The 20,299-nt window shown below is 71.7% G+C and carries 17 protein-coding genes; 3 read left to right on the top strand and 14 right to left on the bottom strand.

Annotated elements, in window-relative coordinates; translation table 11 throughout:
- Positions 1-17: 17 nt before the first annotated feature.
- From AC54T1_RS05605 to hrcA, 4 genes are read right to left on the bottom strand one after another with little or no spacing between them, the layout of a single operon-like run.
- Positions 18-395, bottom strand: a complete 378-nt coding sequence (locus AC54T1_RS05605) for an HIT domain-containing protein (protein ID WP_496911331.1) — start codon at positions 393-395, stop codon at positions 18-20.
- A 9-nt stretch (positions 396-404) separates the two neighbouring features.
- Positions 405-1,214: a 16S rRNA (uracil(1498)-N(3))-methyltransferase gene (locus AC54T1_RS05600; protein WP_484344779.1), complete on the bottom strand. Its 810-nt coding sequence runs from the start codon at positions 1,212-1,214 to the stop codon at positions 405-407.
- Positions 1,211-2,326 (bottom strand): molecular chaperone DnaJ, encoded by a 1,116-nt coding sequence (dnaJ, locus tag AC54T1_RS05595; protein ID WP_484344780.1) that lies wholly within the window; start codon positions 2,324-2,326, stop codon positions 1,211-1,213. Before dnaJ ends, AC54T1_RS05600 begins: the two co-directional genes overlap by 4 nt.
- Positions 2,327-2,381: 55 nt before the next feature.
- On the bottom strand, positions 2,382-3,407 hold the full coding sequence (gene hrcA / locus AC54T1_RS05590) for a heat-inducible transcriptional repressor HrcA (protein ID WP_484344781.1): 1,026 nt from the start codon (positions 3,405-3,407) through the stop codon (positions 2,382-2,384).
- A 221-nt stretch (positions 3,408-3,628) separates the two neighbouring features.
- On the opposite strand from hrcA, the gene AC54T1_RS05585 reads away from it, so the two are divergent.
- A complete protein-coding gene (locus AC54T1_RS05585) occupies positions 3,629-4,492 on the top strand; it encodes a DUF3097 family protein (protein ID WP_496911330.1) in 864 nt (287 codons plus the stop codon).
- A gap of 39 nt (positions 4,493-4,531) precedes the next feature.
- Here the strand turns inward: AC54T1_RS05585 and hemW are convergent, their stop codons facing one another.
- The 4 genes from hemW to AC54T1_RS05565 form a co-directional block, all read right to left on the bottom strand.
- Positions 4,532-5,788: a radical SAM family heme chaperone HemW gene (gene hemW, locus AC54T1_RS05580; RefSeq protein WP_496911329.1), complete on the bottom strand. Its 1,257-nt coding sequence runs from the start codon at positions 5,786-5,788 to the stop codon at positions 4,532-4,534.
- Positions 5,785-7,674, bottom strand: coding sequence for a translation elongation factor 4 (gene lepA / locus AC54T1_RS05575; protein WP_484344784.1), 1,890 nt, complete (start codon positions 7,672-7,674; stop codon positions 5,785-5,787). The genes hemW and lepA overlap by 4 nt, the downstream gene beginning before the upstream one ends.
- Positions 7,675-7,770: 96 nt before the next feature.
- Positions 7,771-9,411: a monocarboxylic acid transporter gene (locus AC54T1_RS05570; protein ID WP_484344785.1), complete on the bottom strand. Its 1,641-nt coding sequence runs from the start codon at positions 9,409-9,411 to the stop codon at positions 7,771-7,773.
- Positions 9,408-9,725: a DUF485 domain-containing protein gene (locus tag AC54T1_RS05565; RefSeq protein ID WP_484344786.1), complete on the bottom strand. Its 318-nt coding sequence runs from the start codon at positions 9,723-9,725 to the stop codon at positions 9,408-9,410. Before AC54T1_RS05565 ends, AC54T1_RS05570 begins: the two co-directional genes overlap by 4 nt.
- Before the next feature lie 222 nt (positions 9,726-9,947).
- Here AC54T1_RS05565 and AC54T1_RS05560 point away from each other — a divergent pair, with 222 nt between their 5' ends.
- Entirely contained in the window at positions 9,948-10,496 is a 549-nt protein-coding gene (locus AC54T1_RS05560; RefSeq protein WP_496911328.1) for a type II toxin-antitoxin system PemK/MazF family toxin, read from the top strand.
- Positions 10,497-10,670: 174 nt separating this feature from the next.
- The gene (rpsT, locus tag AC54T1_RS05555) at positions 10,671-10,931 is read left to right on the top strand and encodes a 30S ribosomal protein S20 (protein ID WP_484344788.1); all 261 of its coding nucleotides are present in this window, start codon (positions 10,671-10,673) and stop codon (positions 10,929-10,931) included.
- A 120-nt stretch (positions 10,932-11,051) separates the two neighbouring features.
- Here the strand turns inward: rpsT and holA are convergent, their stop codons facing one another.
- The 6 genes from holA to AC54T1_RS05525 all read right to left on the bottom strand — a co-directional run bounded on the left by holA (position 11,052) and on the right by AC54T1_RS05525 (position 20,290).
- Positions 11,052-12,071 carry a DNA polymerase III subunit delta gene (gene holA, locus AC54T1_RS05550; RefSeq protein ID WP_496911327.1) on the bottom strand — a complete coding sequence of 340 codons (1,020 nt, stop codon included), beginning with the start codon at positions 12,069-12,071 and terminating at the stop codon, positions 11,052-11,054.
- 12 nt (positions 12,072-12,083) lie between these two features.
- Entirely contained in the window at positions 12,084-14,687 is a 2,604-nt protein-coding gene (locus tag AC54T1_RS05545) for a ComEC/Rec2 family competence protein (RefSeq protein ID WP_496911326.1), read from the bottom strand.
- 4 nt (positions 14,688-14,691) lie between these two features.
- Entirely contained in the window at positions 14,692-15,600 is a 909-nt protein-coding gene (locus AC54T1_RS05540) for a ComEA family DNA-binding protein (RefSeq protein WP_496911325.1), read from the bottom strand.
- 63 nt (positions 15,601-15,663) lie between these two features.
- Positions 15,664-16,509, bottom strand: coding sequence for a DegV family protein (locus AC54T1_RS05535; RefSeq protein ID WP_484344792.1), 846 nt, complete (start codon positions 16,507-16,509; stop codon positions 15,664-15,666).
- Between the two features lie 73 nt (positions 16,510-16,582).
- Entirely contained in the window at positions 16,583-19,555 is a 2,973-nt protein-coding gene (gene leuS, locus AC54T1_RS05530) for a leucine--tRNA ligase (RefSeq protein ID WP_496911324.1), read from the bottom strand.
- 30 nt (positions 19,556-19,585) lie between these two features.
- On the bottom strand, positions 19,586-20,290 hold the full coding sequence (locus tag AC54T1_RS05525; protein WP_484344794.1) for a vitamin K epoxide reductase family protein: 705 nt from the start codon (positions 20,288-20,290) through the stop codon (positions 19,586-19,588).
- Positions 20,291-20,299 lie beyond the last annotated feature (9 nt).

The raw sequence follows: 20,299 nt of genomic DNA, 5'->3' as shown, positions 1-20,299 counted from the left end.
CCGCGAGCAGCGCGCGCTCAGGCGGGTGACCATCCCAGGAGTGCGCCGCCGAGGACGTGCCCGTGGACGTGGAAGACGCTCTGGCCCGCGTGCGGCCCGGAGTTGAAGATGAGGCGGAACTGTCCGTCGGCGTTCTCGCCGGCCACCTCGTCGGCGAGGGACACCATCTCCGCGAGGAGCTCCGCGTCGGCGGCGGCGAGCTGGGCGATGTCACCGTAGTGCGTGCGCGGTACGACGAGCAGGTGCATCGGCGCCTGCGGGTCGGTGTCCTGGAACGCGATGACGCGCTCGCGGGTGGCGACGATCGTCGCGGGGATCTCCCCTGCGACGATCTTGCAGAAGATGCAGTCGGTCTCAGGGGTGAGCGTCTCGGTGCCGTAGTCGACGATGTCCATCCGCCGAGCCTAGCCGGAGAGGGCGCTCGCGGGCTCGCTGTCCCACCGGCCCAGGCGCTGCGAGAGCAGCGCCACGGCCACCGGTCCCGCGGTCGATGTCCGCAGCACGTGCGGGCCCAGGCGCGCGGTGACGGCGCCCGCCGTCCGCAGCTCCGCGACCTCGCGGTCGCTGATGCCGCCCTCCGGTCCGACGACGAGCAGCACCCGGCGCCGTTCCGCGACCGCGCCGGCGTCCGCGGGCGGGAGCGGGACGCTCGCGAGCGCGACCTCGGCGTCCTCGTGGAGCACGACCGTGGTCCCTCCGGCGTCTCGGACCTGTCGGACGAGCGCGCCGAGAGCCTTGAGGTCGACCGCGCGTCCCACGTCGGGCACGGTCGCCCGACGTGCCTGCTTCGCGGCCGCCCGGACGGTGGACACCCAGCGGGACCGGGACTTCTCGGCCCGCTCGCCACGCCACACGACGACGGACCGCTCGGCCTGCCACGGGAGCACGGCGTCGACCCCGACCTCCGTCGCGGCCTCGATCGCGAGCTCGTCACGGTCGCCCTTGGCGAGCGCCTGCACGAGCACGATCTCGATGCCGTCGTCCGGCTCGCGCCGGACGGCGCGGACGAGGAGCTCGACCCGGGGGCCGTCGACGGCCACCACGTCTCCGCGCAGCCGCACCCCGGCACCGTCGACGACGTCGAGCACCTCACCCGGGCCGCGTCGCTGCACGACGCCGGCGTGGCGACCCTCCGGCCCGTCGAGCACATACCGGTCCCCCACGGCCACCGAGTCGAGAGTGCCCGCGTCGGCGAGGAAGACCGGCGCGCTCACCAGCGCCCGGCGAGCTTGTCGCGCAGCCTGCTGAACACACCGGAGTGGGCGGCCGAGACGCGTCCCTCCGGACGCTCCTCCCCGCGGAGCGTGGCCAGCTGCCGCAGGAGGTCCGCCTGCTCCTCCGTGAGCGAGGTGGGGATCTGGACCTCGATGTGGACGTTGAGGTCCCCACGCCCGGGCGCCTGCAGGTGCCCGATGCCGAGGTTCTTCAGAGTGATGACCTGGCCGGGCTGCGTGCCGGGCTGCAGGTCGATCTCCTCCACCCCGTCGAGGGTCTCGAGCTCCATCACGGTGCCGAGCACCGCGGCGGTCATCGGCACCTCGAGGGTGCAGTGCAGGTCGTCACCGCGCCGCAGCAGCGTCTCGTGCTTGCGCTCACGAATCTCGAAGTAGAGGTCGCCGGGGGGACCGCCAGCCGGTCCCACCTCACCCTGGGACGTGAGCTTGATCCGGGTTCCCGTCTCGACGCCCGCGGGCACCTCGACCGCCACGGTGCGCCGGCTGCGCACACGGCCCTCACCGGAGCACTCGGCGCAGGGCTCGGGGATCGTCGTGCCGAACCCCTGGCACGCCGCGCACGGCGCGGTCGTCATGACCTGACCGAGGAAGGACCGGGCGACGCGCTGCACGGAGCCGCGGCCGCCGCACACGTCGCAGGTGCGCGGAGAGGTGCCCGGGCGGCAGCAGGACCCGCTGCACGTCCCGCACACGACGGCGGTGTCGACCTGGATCTCCCTGCGGACGCCGAACGCCGCCTCGGACAGGTCGATGTCGAGGCGGATGAGTGCATCCTGCCCGCGTCGCGCGCGCGGGATGGGCCCGCGCTGCGCCTGTCCGCCACCGAAGAACGTCTCGAAGATGTCCTGGAAGCCGAAGCCCCCACCCATGCCGCCCCCGGGGGCGGACGGGTCGTTGCCCATGTCGTACGACTGACGCTTCTCCGCGTTGCTCAGCACCTCGTAGGCGCGCGAGACGTCCTTGAACCGGTCTTCGGCGTCAGGCCCGGCGACGTCCGGGTGGAGCTCGCGCGCGAGCTTGCGGTACGCCTTCTTGATCTGGTCCTGGCTGGCGTCACGCGGGACGCCGAGGGTCTCGTAATAGTCGCTCACTGGCTGCTCTCTGCCGATCGGGTTTCTGTGGTCTGGCGGATGTCGGGGACGGATCTCACGTGCTGAGGATCCGGGACAGGTAGCGTGCCACGGCCCGCACGGCCGCGATGGTGCCGGGATAGTCCATCCGGGTGGGACCGATCGACCCGATCGTCGCGACGGAGCCTCCGTCCGAGCCGTACCCGGTCGTCACGACCGAGGTCTCGAACAGGTTGGCGAGCTGGGTCTCCCGGCCGATGCGGACGTTGACGGTGGCGGAGTCCTCCGCCATCTCGGTGAGGAGGTTGAGCAGCACGACCTGCTCCTCCAGCGCTTCGAGGACGGGCCGCAGGGCGTGCTCGAAGCGCATGCCCGCCTGGGCGAGGTTCGCGGTGCCCGCGAGCACGAACCGTTCCTCGCTCTCCTGCGCGAGCGTCTCCGTGATGACCTCGCCGACGCGCGTGACGAGCTCGCGCTCGGACGGGTGGTAGGACTGCGCGAGCTCGGCGAGGGCCGTCCGGAGCTCGGCGAGCCGGCGGCCGGCGGCTGCGGCGTTGAGGCGCGTGCGGAGCTCGACGAGCACACCTTCCTGCGGTGCGGACGCGAGCTCGAGCGTGCGCTGCTCGACGCGTCCGGTGTCGGTGATGATCACGACGAGGAGGCGTCGGTCGCCGAGGACGACGAGCTCGAGGTGACGCAGACCGGAGCGGCGCAGCGAGGGGTACTGGACGACCGCGACCTGACCGGTGAGCTGCGCGAGCAGGCGCCCCGCGCGAGAGACGACGTCGTCGAGGTCGACGGCGCCGTTGAGGAACGTCTCGATGGCGTTCTTCTCGGCGGGCGACAGTGCCCGCACGCTCGCGAGACGGTCGACGAACAGGCGGTATCCCTTGTCGGTGGGCACGCGCCCGGCGGAGGTGTGGGGCTGCGCGATGAAGCCGCCCTCCTCGAGGGCCGCCATGTCGTTGCGGATCGTCGCGGGTGACACGCCCAGCCCGTGCCGCTCGGCGAGGAGCTTGGAGCCGACGGGCTCCCGTGTCTGGACGTAGTCCTCCACGATGGCACGCAGGACCTCGAGCCTGCGCTCGTCGCTCGACGCCATCCCACCACCTCCTTCGCTCTCGAACGCGTCCGGCCTCGCCCGCCACGCCTCGTCCGCCTCGATGGGCACGGACCGGCGGCAGTCTCGTGCGCACGACACCGGCCGCCGTGCACCGACGGTAAGCACTCGGACTTCTCGAGTGCTAATTCTACGCCGCCGTCCGCCGTGGCCCGGGCCGTGTTGCCGAGGCCACACCCACGTCAGCGGCTAACCTTCCTCGCGTGAGCAACGACCGCTACTCCGACGACGTCCTGTCCACCCCGGCCACCCACCACCGTCGTCGCCCCACCTCGCGTCCGGTCCCGGCAGACGTCGGGCTCGTCGTCGAGGAGGTGACGACGGGGTGGGTCGGGGCCATCACGCGGACCGAGAAGTCCGGAGGTATGCACGTCGTCGTGCTGGAGGACCGGGCGGGCCGGACCAGGACGTTCCCGCTCGGCCCGGGGTTCTGGGTCGACGGCGCCCCGGTGGAGCTCACCCCCGCACGATCCGTTGCCGCCCCCGCCGCACCAGCACGCACCGCGTCCGGCTCCCGCGCCGTGGCGAACGCCCGCGCACGCGTCGCGCGGGGCAGCCGCATCTGGGTCGAGGGCCGCCACGACGCCGAGCTCGTCGAGCGCGTCTGGGGCGACGACCTGCGCGTGGAGGGCGTCGTCGTCGAGGGTCTCGACGGCGTCGACAACCTTGCCGAGGCGCTCGCCGAGTTCGGGCCGACGCGCGAGCGCCGCGTCGGGGTGCTCGTCGACCACCTCGTCCCGGGGAGCAAGGAGCAGCGCATCGCCGACGACGTGATGAAGAGGTTCCGCGGCGGGAACGTCCTCATCCTCGGCCACCCGTACGTCGACGTGTGGCAGGCCGTGCGACCGGAGCGGGTCGGGCTGGCCGCGTGGCCCGTCATCGAGCGCGGCACGGAGTGGAAGTACGGGATGCTCCGCGAGCTCGGATGGCCCGCGCAGGACCAGGCAGACGTCGCACAGGGCTGGAAGCGGATCCTCGGGACCGTCCGCAGCTACGCCGACCTCGAGCCGTCCCTGCTCGGGCGCGTCGAGGAGCTCATCGACTTCGTCACCGAGCCGGCTCCCTGACCCGACCCCCGGTGCCGCCGGCCTCACCCGCCCGGTGGCTCAGTCCGTGAGGTCCCGCACGACGGTGTCCGCGAGGAGCCGGCCACGCAGCGTGAGGACCGCGCGGCCGCGGATCGCGCTCGCTCCGTCGAGCAGACCGCTCGCCACGTGACCGGCGACCGCGCGCCGGGCCCGCGGCGAGAGCACGGACAGGTCCAGCCCGTCGCGCAACCGGACGGCGAGCATGACCTTCTCGAGCTGGGCGGCCTCGTCGTCGAGCACCTCCTGGCCCGCGGCCGGGCTGAGGCCGGCGTCCAGGCGGGTGGCATAGCGCAGCGGGTGCTTGGCGTTCCACCACCGCAGACCCCGGGTCCCCGGCGCGTCGGAACCGAGGTAGGAGTGCGCCCCCGGGCCCAGCCCCCACCAGTCCTCACCGCGCCAGTAGGCAAGATTGTGCTCGCACGCCGCGACCCGGCCGTCGACCGTGCGCGCCCAGTTCGACACCTCGTACCACTCGAGACCAGACGCCGTGAGCAGCTCGTCCGCCATCTCGTACTTCGCCGCCTGGTCGTCCTCGCTCGGCAGCGCCAGCTGCCCGCGGCGCACCTGCGCGGCCATCTTCGTGCCGGGCTCGACGACGAGCGCGTACGCCGAGACATGGTCGACGCCCGTGGCGAGCGCGGCCTGCACGCTCGTGCGCCAGTCCTCGAGCGACTCCCCCGGCGTCCCGTAGATGAGGTCGAGCGAGACGTCGAGCCCGGCCTCGCGCGCCCAGCGCACGACGTCGGGGATCCGGCGCGGGTCGTGCGTGCGCTCCAGCGTGGCCAGGACGTGCGGGACGGCGGACTGCATGCCGAACGAGACCCGGGTGAAGCCTGCGTCGGCCAGGGCCGCGAGCGACTCGGGCGTCACCGAGTCGGGGTTCGCCTCGGTGGTCACCTCGGCGCCCGGTGCGAGTCCCCACGCCCGACGCACACCGTCGAGCATCCGGACGAGATCACCCGCGGGCAGCAGCGTGGGGGTCCCCCCGCCCACGAACACCGTGGAGACCTCCCGTGCGGGGAGTCCCGCGGCGTCCATGACGCGCGTCGCGAGGTCGATCTCCTGGAGCACGGTGCTCGCATAGGCGTGCTGGCTCGCGCCCCCGCCCAGCTCGCTCGCCGTGTAGGTGTTGAAGTCGCAGTACCCGCACCGCACGGTGCAGAACGGGACGTGCACGTACACACCGAACCGCCGGTGGTCCGCGCCCTGCGCGACCCACCCGGGGAGCGCGCCGTCGTCGGGGACCGGGTCCCCGTCGGGGAGTGCGGGGCTCACTTCTTCTTGTCTCGGCTCTCCGTCTGCTCGGACGTCAGGGCAGCGATGAAGGCGTCCTTCGGGACCTCGACCGTGCCGATGGTCTTCATGCGCTTCTTGCCCTCCTTCTGCTTCTCGAGGAGCTTGCGCTTGCGGGAGATGTCACCGCCGTAGCACTTGGCCAGGACGTCCTTGCGCATCGCGCGGATCGACTCACGCGCGATGATGCGCGCCCCGATGGCCGCCTGGATCGGCACCTCGAACTGCTGCCGTGGGATGAGCGCCTTGAGCTTGCCCACCATCATCACGCCGTACGCGTAGGCGTTGTCCTTGTGCACGATCGCGCTGAAGGCGTCCACCTGCTCGCCCTGGAGGAGGATGTCGACCTTGACGAGCGCCGCAGCCTGCTCTCCGATGACGTCGTAGTCGAGCGACGCATAGCCCTTCGTCTTCGACTTGAGGTTGTCGAAGAAGTCGAAGACGATCTCGGCGAGCGGCAGCACGTACCGCATCTCGACACGGTCGGTCGACAGGTAGTCCATGCCCTGCAGCTCGCCGCGCCGGGACTGGCACAGCTCCATGACGGACCCGATGAACTCCGACGGGGCGAGGATCGTCGCCTTGACGATCGGCTCCCGCACCTCACCGATCTTGCCGCCCGGGAACTCGCTCGGGTTCGTCACCGTGACGACCGACTTGTCGTCCATCGTCACCTCGTAGATGACGTTGGGCGCCGTGGAGATGAGGTCGAGGTCGAACTCGCGCTCGAGGCGCTCGCGGACGATCTCGAGGTGCAGGAGGCCCAGGTACCCGACGCGGAACCCGAACCCGAGCGCCACAGACGTCTCGGGCTCGTAGACGAGCGCGGCGTCGTTGAGCTTGAGGCGGTCGAGGGCGTCCCGCAGCACCGGGTAGTCGGTGCCGTCGACCGGGTAGAGGCCGGAGAACACCATCGGCTTGGGGTCGCTGTATCCGCCCAGAGCCTCGGCGGCAGGCTTCGCGGCGTTCGTCACCGTGTCGCCGACCTTGGACTGGCGGACGTCCTTGACGCCCGTGATGAGGTACCCGACCTCCCCGACGCCGAGTCCCTTCGTGGGGATCGACTCGGGGGACGTCACGCCGATCTCGAGCAGGTCGTGGGTCGCGCGCGTCGACATCATGACGATGCGCTCGCGCGGGCTGAGGTTGCCGTCGATGACGCGGACGTAGGTGACGACCCCGCGGTAGGTGTCGTAGACGGAGTCGAAGATCATGGCGCGCGCCGGTGCGTCGGGGTCGCCGACCGGGTGCGGGACGAGCTCCACGATGCGGTCGAGCAGCTCGGTGACGCCCACGCCCGTCTTGCCCGAGACCCGCAGGACGTCGTCCGGGTCGCCGCCGACGAGACCGGCGATCTCCTCGGCGTACTTCTCGGGCTGCGCCGCCGGGAGGTCGATCTTGTTGAGGACCGGGATGATCTGGAGGTCGTTCTCCATCGCGAGGTAGAGGTTCGCGAGCGTCTGCGCCTCGATGCCCTGGGCGGCGTCGACGAGGAGGACCGCGCCCTCGCACGCCGCGAGGGACCGCGACACCTCGTAGGTGAAGTCGACGTGCCCGGGGGTGTCGATCATGTTGAGCGCGTAGGCCGTCGGACCGGACGGCCCGTCGACCTGCCACGGCATGCGCACGGCCTGGGACTTGATGGTGATCCCGCGCTCACGCTCGATGTCCATCTTGTCGAGGTACTGCGCACGCATGTCGCGGGAGCTGACCACGCCGGTTAGCTGCAGCATGCGGTCCGCGAGCGTCGACTTGCCATGGTCGATGTGCGCGATGATGCAGAAGTTGCGCAGCAGCTCGGGCGCGGTGGCCGCGGGCTGGATCTGCGCGAGATCGGCTGCTGAGGAGATGGAGGTCACGGGCCCCATTCTCCCACGACGCCGGGGCGCGCTCCGACTTCGAGCACGCCCCGGCGACCTCTGCGACGACCTCGCCGACGACGGGGCGACGGGTCCCGCGTGGCGTCAGTGGTTGGTCACCGCCTTCTCGGAGCCGGCGCCCGTGAGGGAGCGGACCTCCATCTCGGCGTACTTCTCGAGGTCGGGGCGCTCCTTGCTCGTGAGGGTCCCGATGATCCCGAGCAGGAACGCGAGCGGGATGGTGACGAGGCCCGGGTTGTCGAGCGGGAACCAGTGGAAGTCCACCGCGACGTCCTTGATCATCGACGCGCTCGTGCCGTCCGGGTTGAGCTTGCCGGAGACGACGGGCGAGAAGGCGATGAGGATGAGGCACGAGGCCAGTCCTCCGTACATGCTCCACAGGGCGCCGCGGGTGTTGAACCGCTTCCAGAACAGCGAGTAGATGATGGTCGGCAGGTTGGCGCTCGCGGCGACCGCGAAGGCGAGCGCGACGAGGAACGCGACGTTCTGCCCGTTGGCGAAGATCCCGCCGATGATCGCGAGGAGGCCGATGACCAGCACGGTCATGCGTGCGACACGCACCTCTGCGTCAGGACTCACCTCGCCCTTCTTGATGACCGACGCGTAGATGTCGTGCGCGAAGCTGGCCGCGGCGGTGATGGTCAGCCCCGCGACGACGGCGAGGATCGTGGCGAACGCCACCGCAGAGATGACACCCAGGAGGATCTCACCACCGAGCTCGAACGCCAGGAGCGGCGCCGCGGAGTTCACGCCGCCGGGTGCGTTCGCGATCACGTCCGGTCCGACCAGTGCGCCCGCCCCGTATCCCAGGACGAGGGTGAAGAGGTAGAAGATCCCGATGAGCCAGATCGCCCAGACGACGGACCGCCGGGCCTCCTTCGCCGTCGGGACCGTGTAGAAGCGCATGAGCACGTGCGGCAGGCCTGCGGTCCCGAGGACGAGGGCGAGCGCGAGGGACAGGAAGTTCAGCTTGGAGGTCTCGCTCCCGCCGTACTGGTTGCCGGGCTCGGCGAGGGCGGGGTTCCCGGCGGTGTCGATGGCGCCCTGGATGAGGCTCGAGAGGTTGAAGTCGAAGTTCCACAGGACCCAGACCGTCATGATGCCGGCACCGGCGATGAGGAGGATCGCCTTGATGATCTGCACCCAGGTGGTGCCCTTCATCCCGCCGACGAGGACGTAGAGGATCATGAGCGCCCCGACGACGGCGATGACCACGCCCTGGCCGAGTGCCCCGTCGATGCCGAGGAGGAGCGCGACGAGGCCGCCAGCGCCAGCCATCTGGGCGAGCAGATAGAAGAAGACCACCGCGAGCGTCGAGATCGCGGCGGCCATCCGGACCGGGCGCTGCTTGAGGCGGAAGGACAGCACGTCCGCCATCGTGAACTTGCCCGTGTTGCGCAGCAGCTCTGCGACGAGCAGCAGCGCCACGAGCCAGGCGACGAGGAAGCCGATGGAGTAGAGGAAGCCGTCGTACCCGTTGATGGCGATGGCCCCGCAGATGCCGAGGAAGCTCGCGGCGGACAGGTAGTCCCCCGCGATCGCGGTGCCGTTCTGGGGTCCGGTGAAGTTCCGACCCCCGGCGTAGTAGTCGGCGGCTGTCTTGTTGGTCTTCGAGGCACGGACGACGACGACGAGGGTCACGGCGACGAACGCGAGGAAGATGGCGATGTTCACTGCCGGGTTGCCGATGTCCTCGGACGCAGCCAGCACGGTGGTGGGGGTCATGCGGCGTCCCGTCCTTCGATGGTCTGGCGGAGCTCGTCGGCGATCTTGTCCTGACGCTTGTTGGCCCAGTTCGCGTAGATCATGGTGATGGCGAACGTCGTGACGAACTGGCCGAGGCCCATGAGCAGCCCGACGTTGACGTTGCCCCATACCGGGGTGCTCATGAAGTCGTGCGCGTAGTCGGCGAGGAGCACGTACAGGAAGTACCAGCCGAGGAAGAACGCGGTCATCGGGAACACGAACGATCGGAACCGCCGGCGCAGGTCCTGGAACTCCGGGCTCTCCTGGACGCGTTGATAGTCGGTCTGGGTCATCGGCCGGTCGCTGTCGACCGTTGCCCGGTGCTGTCCCTGGGGACCCGCGTCATCAGGAGCGGTCGGGGGTGATTCGGACATCGCGCCTCCCTTGCCTCGTGCGCAAAGCACCTTTACTTCACGCGACGTACACAATGTGTCGTACGTCACTGTTCATGGCAAGCCCTCTCAGCCCGGCCCGCGTCCCGGCGGTCGTCGCAACGGCCGTCGTACAGTGCGGACATGATCCGTCGTGGCCTCCGCGCCCTGCTCCGCCGCCGCACGGCGCTCCGGCCCGCTCCAGCCCCGCAGGCGGCAGGACCCGCCGGGACGAGCGCTCCCGCCGACCGTGACCGCCGCACCACCACGACGGCCGGCGGCCCCGCATCGGGCACCTATCCGGGCGACCACTCAGGGCCGGTGACCGTCGAGTACTCCCCCGAGCTCGACGGCGCCCCGGACCCTGGCGAGGTCGTGTGGACGTGGGTGCCGTACGAGGAGGACCACTCCCGGGGCAAGGACCGACCCGTGCTCCTCGTCGGCAGGGACGGTCCGTGGCTGCTCGGCCTCATGCTCACGAGCGTCGACCACGACCGGGACGCCGCAGACGAGGCCCGGTGGGGCCGACGCTGGATGGACGTCGGATCGGGGCCGTGGGACCGCTCGGGGCGGGAGAGCGAGGTCCGTCTGGACCGGGTCCTGCGGGTCGACGCCGACCAGGTGAGGCGAGAAGGAGCGATCATGGAGCGCCGCCTGTTCGACAGGGTCGTCGCAGGGATCCGCAGCAGATAGAGGGCGTTGCCGCTGGCACCGACTCGTCTGGTAAACTTACCGATCGCGTGTCCGCCCGGGTCGGCGGGCAGCATTCCAGTACCTCTCCACGGGTTCCCCACCCCAGTCCCGGTGCTGGAAACGCCTTCTACGACCTGTCAGATCGCTTCGGCGAACACACAAGAGAGTCCTCACGTGGCTAACATCAAGTCTCAGATCAAGCGCATCGGTACCAACGAGAAGGCGCGCCTGCGTAACAAGGCCGTCAAGTCCGAGCTCAAGACGCACGTCCGTCGCGTTCGCGCGGCGGTCGCCAGTGGCGACAAGGAAGCTGCTGCCGCTGCTCTGATCACTGCATCGAAGAAGCTCGACAAGGCGGTGTCCAAGGGAGTCATCCACTCCAACCAGGCCGCTAACCGCAAGTCGGCTCTCTCGAAGGCCGTCAACGGCCTGTGAGTCTCCCGTCCCGGTGATCCCTCGCGGTCGTCGGAACACAACGAAGGCGCTACTTCCCGTGTCGGGGTGGCGCCTTCGTCGTGTCCGGGCTCAGCGGTTCCGGGCTCAGCGGTTCCGGGCTCAGCGTCCGGCGCTGCGCGCCACCGTGAGGACCGCCCGCTCGACCGCGAACACCGGGTCGCGGCCCGCGCCCTTGACCTCGGCGTCAGCCTGAGCGGTGGCACTGATCGCGGTCGCGAGCCCTTCCGGTGTCCACGACGCGAGGTCCCGTCGAGCCCGGTCCACCTGCCAGGGCGCGAGGCCGAGGTCGGCGGCGCTCGTCCCCCGCCCGCGGAGCCCCGCGACCTTCGCGAGCGTGCGGAGCTTCATCGCGAGGGCTGCCACGAGCGGCACGGGGTCCGCTCCGGTCGCCAGCGCGTGCCGCAGCAGCGCGACGGCCTGACCCGCGTCACCGGCCACGGCCGCGTCGGCGACCCGGAAGCCCGTCGCCTCGACCCGCCCGCCGTAGTACTTCTCGACCGCGGCCTCGTCGATGGCTCGCTCGGAGTCGGAGACGAGCTGCCCGCAGGCAGCAGCGAGCTCCCGCAGGTCGTTGCCGAGCGCCTCGACGAGCGCCCGGACCGCACCGGCGGAGGCCCGCCGACCCGCGCGCCGGAACTCCGCAGAGACGAACGCGATCTTGTCCGTGTCCTTCTTCACCGGGTCGCACGAGACGACCGGCGCACCCGAGGCCCGCACGGCGTCGAGCATCTTCTTGCCCCGCACCCCTCCGCGGTGCTCGACGACGAGCCAGACGTCCGGCGCCGGGGCGTCGACGTACGCGGCGACGTCGGTGAGCAACGCGTCGCTCGCCGTCTCGCAGCCCTCGAGCACGACAATGCGTGGCTCGCCGAACAGCGAGGGGCTCGTGAGCACCGAGAGCATGCCCGCCTGGTAGCCGGCGGCAGGCACGCGGGTGCGCTCGGTGCCGGCGTCCGCCTCGCGGGCGAGCTGCGTGAGCCGCTCGACGGCGCGGTCGACGAGGAGCCCCTCCGTGCCGTGCACGAGCACGACGGGCGCGAGCCGGGCCTCGTCCCACGGGAGCCCGGCGGGCTTGGCGGAGGACGTTCGGGCACCGGGACGGCGGGAGGGGGAAGCCATGCCTCGATCGTGTCACGAGCACGAGCCCGCGACCAAGGTGTCGGCGCCCCGGACGACGAGACCGAACGTCCCGCAGGTGTCCGTCCGCACCACGGCGGCGCCCGTCCCCCGGTAGAGCGCGAGCGTGTCCGCGTGCGGGTGCCCGTACGTGTTGTCCTCGCCGGAGCTCACGAGCGCGACCCGCGGGGACAGCAGCCGGGCGAGGTCGGCGTCCTGGGTACGCGACCCGTGGTGGGCGACCTTGACGACGTCGACCTGCCCGTGGCCCGCCGCCCGGAGGGCGACGAGAAGTGCTCGCTGACCACGGTCCTCGAGGTCGCCCAGCGCGAGGACGCTCAGGTGCTCCGTGCGCAGTGCGACGACGACGCTGCCGTCGTTCGCTCCCCCGTCCTCCTCCTCGGAGCGGCCGTCCGCCGTCGGGACGGCAGCGCCCGCGGCCGGGGCGGTGGGCGAGGCCGGCGCCACGACCTGCCAGCGGACGCCGCCCACGTCACCGCCGAGCCCGGCCGCTGCCGTCGTCACCGGCGCTCCCGCGGCGTCGAGTGCCCGGAGGGTCCGCGCCGTCTGGTCCGCGGGTTCCTCGACAGGGCTGACGAGCACGGCACTCACCCCGCGTCCGGCGAGAGCGTCCTCGATCCCGCCCACGTGGTCCTCGTGGAAGTGCGTGAGGACGAGCAGGTCGAGGTGGGTGATGCCCAGCTCGTCCAGGCACCGTCCGACTCCACCGTCCTGCGGACCCACGTCCACGACGAGGGCGTGGCCCGGGGAGGTCGGGACGACCATCGCGTCACCCTGCCCGACGTCGCACACGACGACCTCTGCCTCGTCCGACCAGCGAAGCGGGGCACCGGTCGTCCGTCCGACGACGTCAGCGAGCCACGGTGGCCGCAGGACCGCGGCACCGACGACGAGCGCGGACACCGCGGCGAGCACGACGAGGGCGGGACCGAGCGGTCGCAACGCAGCCCGGACCGGCCCGCCGGTGGATGCTGACCGCTGGCTGCTCAGCCACCCCGCGGACCTGGGGCGCGTGGGTGAGCTCGCGAGTCCCACGACGAAGAGACCTGTCCGCACCGACCACCACCAGTGCTGCCAGCGCGCCGCGACGAGCAGGCCGGCGACGGTCGCTCCCGCGAGCAGGGCGACACCGGGGACTCCCCCGACCCACGGCACCCGGGCCAGCGGCGCGGCGGCGAAGAGCTCGGCAACCTCAGCGATCCACCACGTCGACCAGCTCGCCACGTGGGCCAGCGCCGTGGCTGCGGACGGCCAGACGGGGGCGAGCAGCGCGCCGACGACACCGAGCACGGTCGCCGGGACGAGCGCCGGGGCGGCGAGCAGGTTCGCAGGGACCGCGTAGAGCGAGACGGACGGGTCGAGCAGGACGACGACCGGCGCGCACGCGAGCTGAGCGGCGAACGGGACTGCGACGGCAAGAGCCAGCCACCGGGGCAGGACGCGTGCGAGCACCCTCGCGACGGGCGGCGTGCCGAGCACGAGGCCGGCCGTCGCGAGCACGGAGAGTGCGAAGCCGTAGGACCGGGCGAGCCACGGGTCGACGAGCAGCAGCACGACGACGGTCACGGCGAGCGCCGGCACGGCCTGCCCGGGGCGGCCGAGCACGATCGCGAGCAGGGCGACCGCACCCATGACCGCGGCTCGCAGCACGCTCGGCTCGGGGTGCACGAGGAGCACGAAACCTGTCATGACGGTTCCCGCCACGACGACCCGGGCGCCGCGTGGGACACGGAGCACCGCGCAGAGACCGAACACCGCCGCCGCGATGATCGCGAAGTGCGAGCCGGACACGGCCGTGATGTGGGTGAGGGACGTGACGACGAGTGCGTCGTCGAGCGCCGGCGGGAGCATCGTCGTGTCGCCGACAGCGACGCCCGGCACGAGTCCCCGCCCTTGTGGGCTCAGGCCCTGCGTCGCGTCCATGAAGGCCGCGCGTATGTCGTTCGTCCCACGGGTGACCGGACCGGGTGGCGCGACGTCGCGGAGCTCGCTGCCGTCGCCTGTTGCCCGGACACCGAGGATCGCGGCAGACGCGTCCCCGGGACTGGCGGCGCGCACGGTCCCCCGCACCGCGACGGTGGACCCGTACTCGGCCTCGAGCAGCTCCTCCCCGCCCATCACCCGTACCGGTGCGGCTGCCCGCGACCGCTCCCGCTGGGCACCGGCCCCGACCTCGACGGCGCGCACGTCGAGGTCGAGCCAGTAGCGCGCCTGCCCGCCGAACCCGGACGCCATCGGTGACGCCCCGGAGGCCACGACACCCTCGAGGACGAGCGTGCGGCTGGGCGCTCCGTCGCCGCTCACGTGAGCCGTGATCGGTGCCCGTCCGTGCCACTGCCCGACGACGGCGGCGGACACGCACGCGACGACGCAGGCAGTGACCGCGAGGTGCACGACGAGGGCGCGGGGCACGACGGCGGGACGAGGCGCGCGCCGGGGCTCGGCGTGCCGTCCTGCCACGGCGCACGCGCTGACCGACACCGCTGCGGCCACCACTCCCACGGCAGCGGCCGTCCCCGGCCCGCGGGCGACGAGCACGAGGGCCGCCAACCACCCGGCGAGAGCACCCGGCACGAGCCGTAGATCGAGGGAACGCACCGCCTCAGACCGTCACGAGGTCCCGGACAGCACCGAGGACCGACGGGCCGATGCCCGAGACCTCGCCGAGGTCGTCGACCGTGCGGAAGCCGCCGTTCTCCGTGCGCCAGGCGATGATCCGCTCGGCCAGGGCCGGGCCGATGCCAGGCAGGGTGTCGAGCTCCTCCGCGCTCGCGACGTTGATGTCCACGAGCCCACCGCCTGCGCCGCCCGCTCCCCCGGTCGCGCCCCCACCACTCGTGCCCCCGCCAGGCGGCGCGCCGCCCCCTGGAGCGGCAGGAACCACCTCCCCGGGCAGCGGGACGTGGATCTGCTCGCCGTCCACGACGACCCGGGCGAGGTTCACGGCGCCCGTGTCGGCCACGTCCGTCGCGCCACCTGCCGCATCGAGGGCGTCAGCGACGCGTGCGCCCGCCGGGACCTCGACGACGCCCGGCGCGTGGACCTGCCCGACGACGTGCACGAGCACGGCCGGTGCGTCAGCAGCGCCCGGTACCCCAGCTCCTGGCAGAGCGTCCCCCGGTGCGGCCGCTCCGACCCCGGCCACGTCGTCGCCTTCGAGGACGGGCCCCGCGGCGACGTCCCCCGCGCCCTGCGACGCGGCCGCCTCCGGGTCGACCTCTGTCAGCGAGACAGCATCCCCGCTGGACCTCACGACGTCCAGGACGACGAGCACACCGGTCAGCGCGATGAGGACCACCGCGACGACGAGGCCCACCCGGGCACCCAGCGCCCAGCGACGCCGGGTCGCCTCGCGCGTGACGAGGCCGTCGTGCTCCATGGGGTGCCCGTGCGCGGCGGTGTAGGCCGTCGAGACCGACTCGACGAGCCCGGAGACGGACCGCAGCCGCGCGGGCGGGCCGGTCTCGCTGTCCGGCTCCGGGCGACGTCGTACCTCAGGCTCGCTGATCATCCCGGCACGCTAGGTGCCGCCGGTCAGCGTCGGCTTCGCGCGCCGCTCAACCTGTGGACCGCGCTACGCCCGGTCGTCGCTGTGGGCGGGCTCCTGCGACGTGATGAGCGCGAGCAGGCCCGGACCGACGTGCGCACCGAGCACGGCACTCACCGGTGAGACGAGGACCTCACGCCCCGTCGCCTCCGTGATCCGGTCGGCGCACGCCCGCACCGCGGTCGGGTCACCGAGGTGGTGCATCGCGAGCCGCACGTCCGGGTGCCCTTGCGCTGCCTCGATGCCCGCAGTCACGAGGCGCTCGACGACGGCCGCCCGGGACCTGATCTTCTGCACCACCTCGATCCGGCCGTCGCGCAGGCCCAGCACGGGCCGCAGGCCCAGCGCCGTGCCCACGGCGGCCGCGGTAGCACTCAACCGGCCACCACGCCGGAGGTGGTCGAGCGAGTCCACGACGAACATCGCACGCCCGGAGCTCGCCGTCCGCAGCGCGAGGCGGGACACGGCGTGGGGCTCCGCCCCCTGCGCCGCTTCCCGGGCAGCGGCGAGCACGGCGAAGCCCAGACCCATCGCGACGGTGCGGGAATCGATGACCTCCACGGGGACCGGGCTGCTCCGTGCCGCCAACGCGGCCCCGTGGACGGTGCCGGACAGCTCACCCGAGAGGTGGATGGACACGACGTGCTCGGCGCCGTCGTCCGCCGCAGCCTCGTACGCCTCGGAGAACGCGCGCGGCGACGGCTGCGACGTCGAGAGCGTCGACCGCGCCGCGATCGCCCGGTCGAGGTCGTCGGGCGTGAGGTCCACTCCCTCGAGGTGCGGGACCCCGTCGACGGTGACCTGGAGGGGGACGACACGCACCCGCCACCGCTCCACGAGGTCCGCGGGCAGGGACGCGGTGGAGTCGGTCACGACGTGGACGGTCCGCGGAGGAGGGGCGCTCGACATCACGGCCCCTCCCCCCGGTCGGTCCGCCTCCGGGTGGTCACGCGGGGACGACGTTCACCAGCTTGGGTGCCCGCACGATGACGGTCCGCACGTCGCGCCCGTCGAGGCTCCGCTGCACACCGGCGTCGGCGAGAGCCAGCGCGCGCAGGTCGTCGTCGGAGATGCTCGGGGCCACGTCGGCACGCCCACGGACCTTGCCCTGGACCTGGAACACGCACGTCACCGTGTCCTCGACGAGGTACTGCTCGTCGGCCACCGGGAACGCCACATGGGCGATCGAGCCGGTGTGGCCGAGGCGCGCCCACAGCTCCTCCGCGATGTGCGGAGCCACGGGAGCGGTCATGAGGACGATCGCCTCGGCCGCCGCGCGCGGCACCGACGCCAACGACGTGAGGTGGTTGTTGAGCGTGATGAGCTTCGCGATCGCGGTGTTCGACCGCATGTTCTCCATCTCGACGCGCACGTCGGCGATCGTGCGGTGCACGAGGCGCAGGGTCGCGGTCGACGGCTCCTCGTCGGACACGACGAGCTCGCCGGTCTCCTCGGAGACGATGTTGCGCCACAAGCGCTGCAGGAACCGCTGGGACCCGACGACGGCCCGGGTGTCCCAGGGGCGCGAGACGTCCAGCGGACCCATCGACATCTCGTACACACGGAACGTGTCCGCGCCGTAGGCCTCGTACATCTCGTCGGGCGTCACGACGTTCTTCAGGGACTTGCCCATCTTCCCGTACTCACGCTGCACGGGCTGGCCGCGCCACGTGTAGACCGGGCTTCCGTCCTCGCCCAGCGTCTCCTCCACCTCGGACGCCGTGACGTACTGGCCGCGCGCGTCCGTGTAGGCGTACGCCTGGACGTACCCCTGGTTGAAGAGCTTGTGGAACGGCTCGACGCTCGAGACGAACCCGAGGTCGAAGAGCACCTTGTGCCAGAACCGCGCGTAGAGAAGGTGCAGCACGGCGTGCTCGACGCCACCGACGTAGAGGTCGACGCCGCCAGCGACCCCGACAGTGGGGTTGTGGTTCGGTCCGAGCCAGTAGGCGTCGAGCGCCGGGTCGACCGGAGCCGTCGCGTCGGGCGCGTTGTTCGTCGGATCGAGATAGCGCAGGTAGTACCAGCACGACCCCGCCCAGTTGGGCATGGTGTTCGTGTCGCGCCGGTAGACGCGCGGTCCGTCACCGAGGTCGAGTGTGACCTCGACCCAGGCCTCGTTGCGCCCGAGCGGCGGCTCCGGGGACGACTGGGAGTCCTCGGGCTCGTACGTCCGCGGCGAGAAGTCAGGCACCTCGGGCAGGTCGACGGGCAGGGCGGAGTCCGGCAGGGCGATCGGCTGGTCGTCGTCGCCGTAGACGATCGGGAACGGCTCGCCCCAGTAGCGCTGGCGGCTGAACAGCCAGTCCCGCAAGCGGTAGGTCACGGTCCCGGCGCCTGCACCGGTCGACTCGAGCCACTCGATCATGCGGTGCTTGGCCTCAGCGACCGTCAGCCCGTCGAGGCTGAGCTCGTCGTTGGAGGAGTTGATGATCTCACCGTCGCCGGTGCGGGCACCCGGGGCATCGGGGTCTGCTCCCTCGGCGGCAGCGACCGTGTGCACGACGGGGAGCTCGAACGCCTCGGCGAACGCGTGGTCACGCTCGTCACCTCCGGGGACGGCCATGATCGCCCCGGTGCCGTACCCCATGAGCACGTAGTCGGCCGTGAAGACGGGGATGAGCCCGCCGGTCACCGGGTTCTGCGCGAGCACGCCGGTGAACACGCCCGTCTTCTGCTTCGCGTCGATCTGCCGCTCCACGGCCGTCTTGGCCGCGGCGGCCCGGCGGTACGCGGCCACCGCCTCGACCGGCGTGGCGTGCCCACCGGTCCACGCGTCCTTCGTCCCGGCCGGCCACTGGTCGGGGACGGACGTCTCGAGCAGGGGGTGCTCGGGGGCGACGACCATGAACGTCGCACCGAAGAGCGTGTCCGGGCGGGTCGTGAAGACCTCCACGGAGGCGCCCTCCCCACCGCCGGGCACCGGGAACATCACGTGCGCGCCCTCGGAGCGACCGATCCAGTTGCGCTGCATCGCCTTGACCTTGTCCGGCCAGTCGATGAGCTCGAGGTCGTCCGCGAGGCGGTCGGCGTAGGCCGTGATCCGCATGTTCCACTGACGCAGGTTCCGCTGGAAGACGGGGTAGTTGCCGCGTTCGGACCGACCGTCGGAGGTGACCTCCTCGTTCGCGAGCACCGTGCCGAGCCCGGGGCACCAGTTCACCGGAGCGTTCGACACGTACGCCAGACGTTGGTCGTTGATGACCTCGCGCTGCTCCGCCGGCGTGAGGTCGGACCATGCTCGTCCGTCAGGCGTCGCACGCGTCCCGGCCGCGTACTCGGCCTCGAGCTCGGCGATCGGCCGGGCGCGTCCCAGACCACCGTCCGCGCGCTGCGCCGTCTCGTCGTACCAGGAGTTGAAGATGCGCAGGAAGATCCACTGCGTCCAGCGGACGTAGTCGGAGTCGGTCGTCGCGAACGACCGGCGTGGGTCGTGACCGAGACCCAGGCGGCGCAGCTGGCGCTGCATGTTGGCGATGTTCTGGTCCGTCGTGATCCGCGGGTGCTGGCCCGTCTGGACGGCGAACTGCTCGGCGGGCAGACCGAACGCGTCGAACCCGAGGGTGTGCAGGACGTTGTCTCCGCTCATCCGCCGGAAGCGTCCGACGACGTCGGTCGCGATGTACCCCAGCGGGTGCCCGACGTGCAGGCCCGCACCGGAGGGGTACGGGAACATGTCCATGACGAAGAAGCTCGGCGTGGCTGGGTCCGCGTGCGCACCCTCGCCGTCGGTGAGACCGACAGGGTCGGCTGCGTAGAACGTGCCGCGGTCCTCCCAGTGCTGCTGCCAGCGCTGCTCGATCTCGGCGGCGAGAGCGGCCGTGTAGCGGAAGGCTGGCTCGCCCGGCCCGGGGGCCGCGCTGCGCGCGTCGTCGGGAGTGGTGCGAGCGTCTGTGCTGGGGGAATCCTGCGTGGTCACCCGTCGGAGTTTACCGCCCCGAGCACCCGGTCAGCCGCGCTGGATGTGGTCCGCGATCGCCGGGTAGAGCCCGATGCACACCCACGCCACGACGGCGAGGTAGAGGACGACGAGGACGACCGAGCGGTTCTTCACGAGAGTCGACCGCGTGCGCTCGGAGACGCGGACGTGCCGCTCCTGGACCGCGTAGGTGAAGGTGTACCAGGCCAACGGGATCACGACCGCCCAGACGACCATGCAGTACGGGCAGAGCTTGCCGAGCACGGCGACGGACGTGTGGATGAGGAAGACGACGAGACCGAGGGCCGCGAGGGTGCCCGTGAGGAGCGACAGCCAGTACCACCGTGGGAGCCGGGCGCCCGTGAGCAGCACGACGCCCGTGGTGACCACGACCGGGAACGCGCCCACGCCGATGAGCGGGTTCGGGAAGCCCAGCAGGCCCCCCTGCCAGGAACCCATGGCAGCGCTGCAGTCGAGGAAGATGTTGAGCGAGCAGCTCGCGACGTGGTCGGGGTCGAGGAGCTTGAGGTACTTCTCCACCGCGAGGGCGAGCGATGCGGCGAACCCGACGAGCCCGAGGACGACGAGCAGCCACCCCATGCGCCGCGGGGAGATCTCGGTCAGGCGCGCGAGCGCGTCACCGTCGAGGGCCTCGTCGTCCCCGTGGTCGTCGTCGACGAGGAGGGCGCCGTCGCCGTCCGAGGCCGTGCCACGGTCCAGGTCACTGCCGGTCACGAGCGTCTC

The sequence above is a fragment of the Sanguibacter sp. Z41_6 genome (assembly GCF_059621145.1).
This window is presented reverse-complemented; position numbering and strand designations above follow the sequence as displayed.

Excerpts from the sequence above, each read along its gene's own strand:
- AC54T1_RS05605 (WP_496911331.1), bottom strand. The coding sequence starts at position 395 with ATGGACATCGTCGACTACGGCACCGAGACGCTCACCCCTGAGACCGAC.
- hrcA (WP_484344781.1), bottom strand. The coding sequence starts at position 3,407 with ATGGCGTCGAGCGACGAGCGCAGGCTCGAGGTCCTGCGTGCCATCGTG.
- lepA (WP_484344784.1), bottom strand. The coding sequence starts at position 7,674 with ATGGGGCCCGTGACCTCCATCTCCTCAGCAGCCGATCTCGCGCAGATC.
- AC54T1_RS05570 (WP_484344785.1), bottom strand. The coding sequence starts at position 9,411 with ATGACCCCCACCACCGTGCTGGCTGCGTCCGAGGACATCGGCAACCCG.
- AC54T1_RS05565 (WP_484344786.1), bottom strand. The coding sequence starts at position 9,725 with ATGACCCAGACCGACTATCAACGCGTCCAGGAGAGCCCGGAGTTCCAG.
- AC54T1_RS05560 (WP_496911328.1), top strand. The coding sequence starts at position 9,948 with ATGATCCGTCGTGGCCTCCGCGCCCTGCTCCGCCGCCGCACGGCGCTC.
- holA (WP_496911327.1), bottom strand. The coding sequence starts at position 12,071 with ATGGCTTCCCCCTCCCGCCGTCCCGGTGCCCGAACGTCCTCCGCCAAG.
- AC54T1_RS05540 (WP_496911325.1), bottom strand. The coding sequence starts at position 15,600 with ATGATCAGCGAGCCTGAGGTACGACGTCGCCCGGAGCCGGACAGCGAG.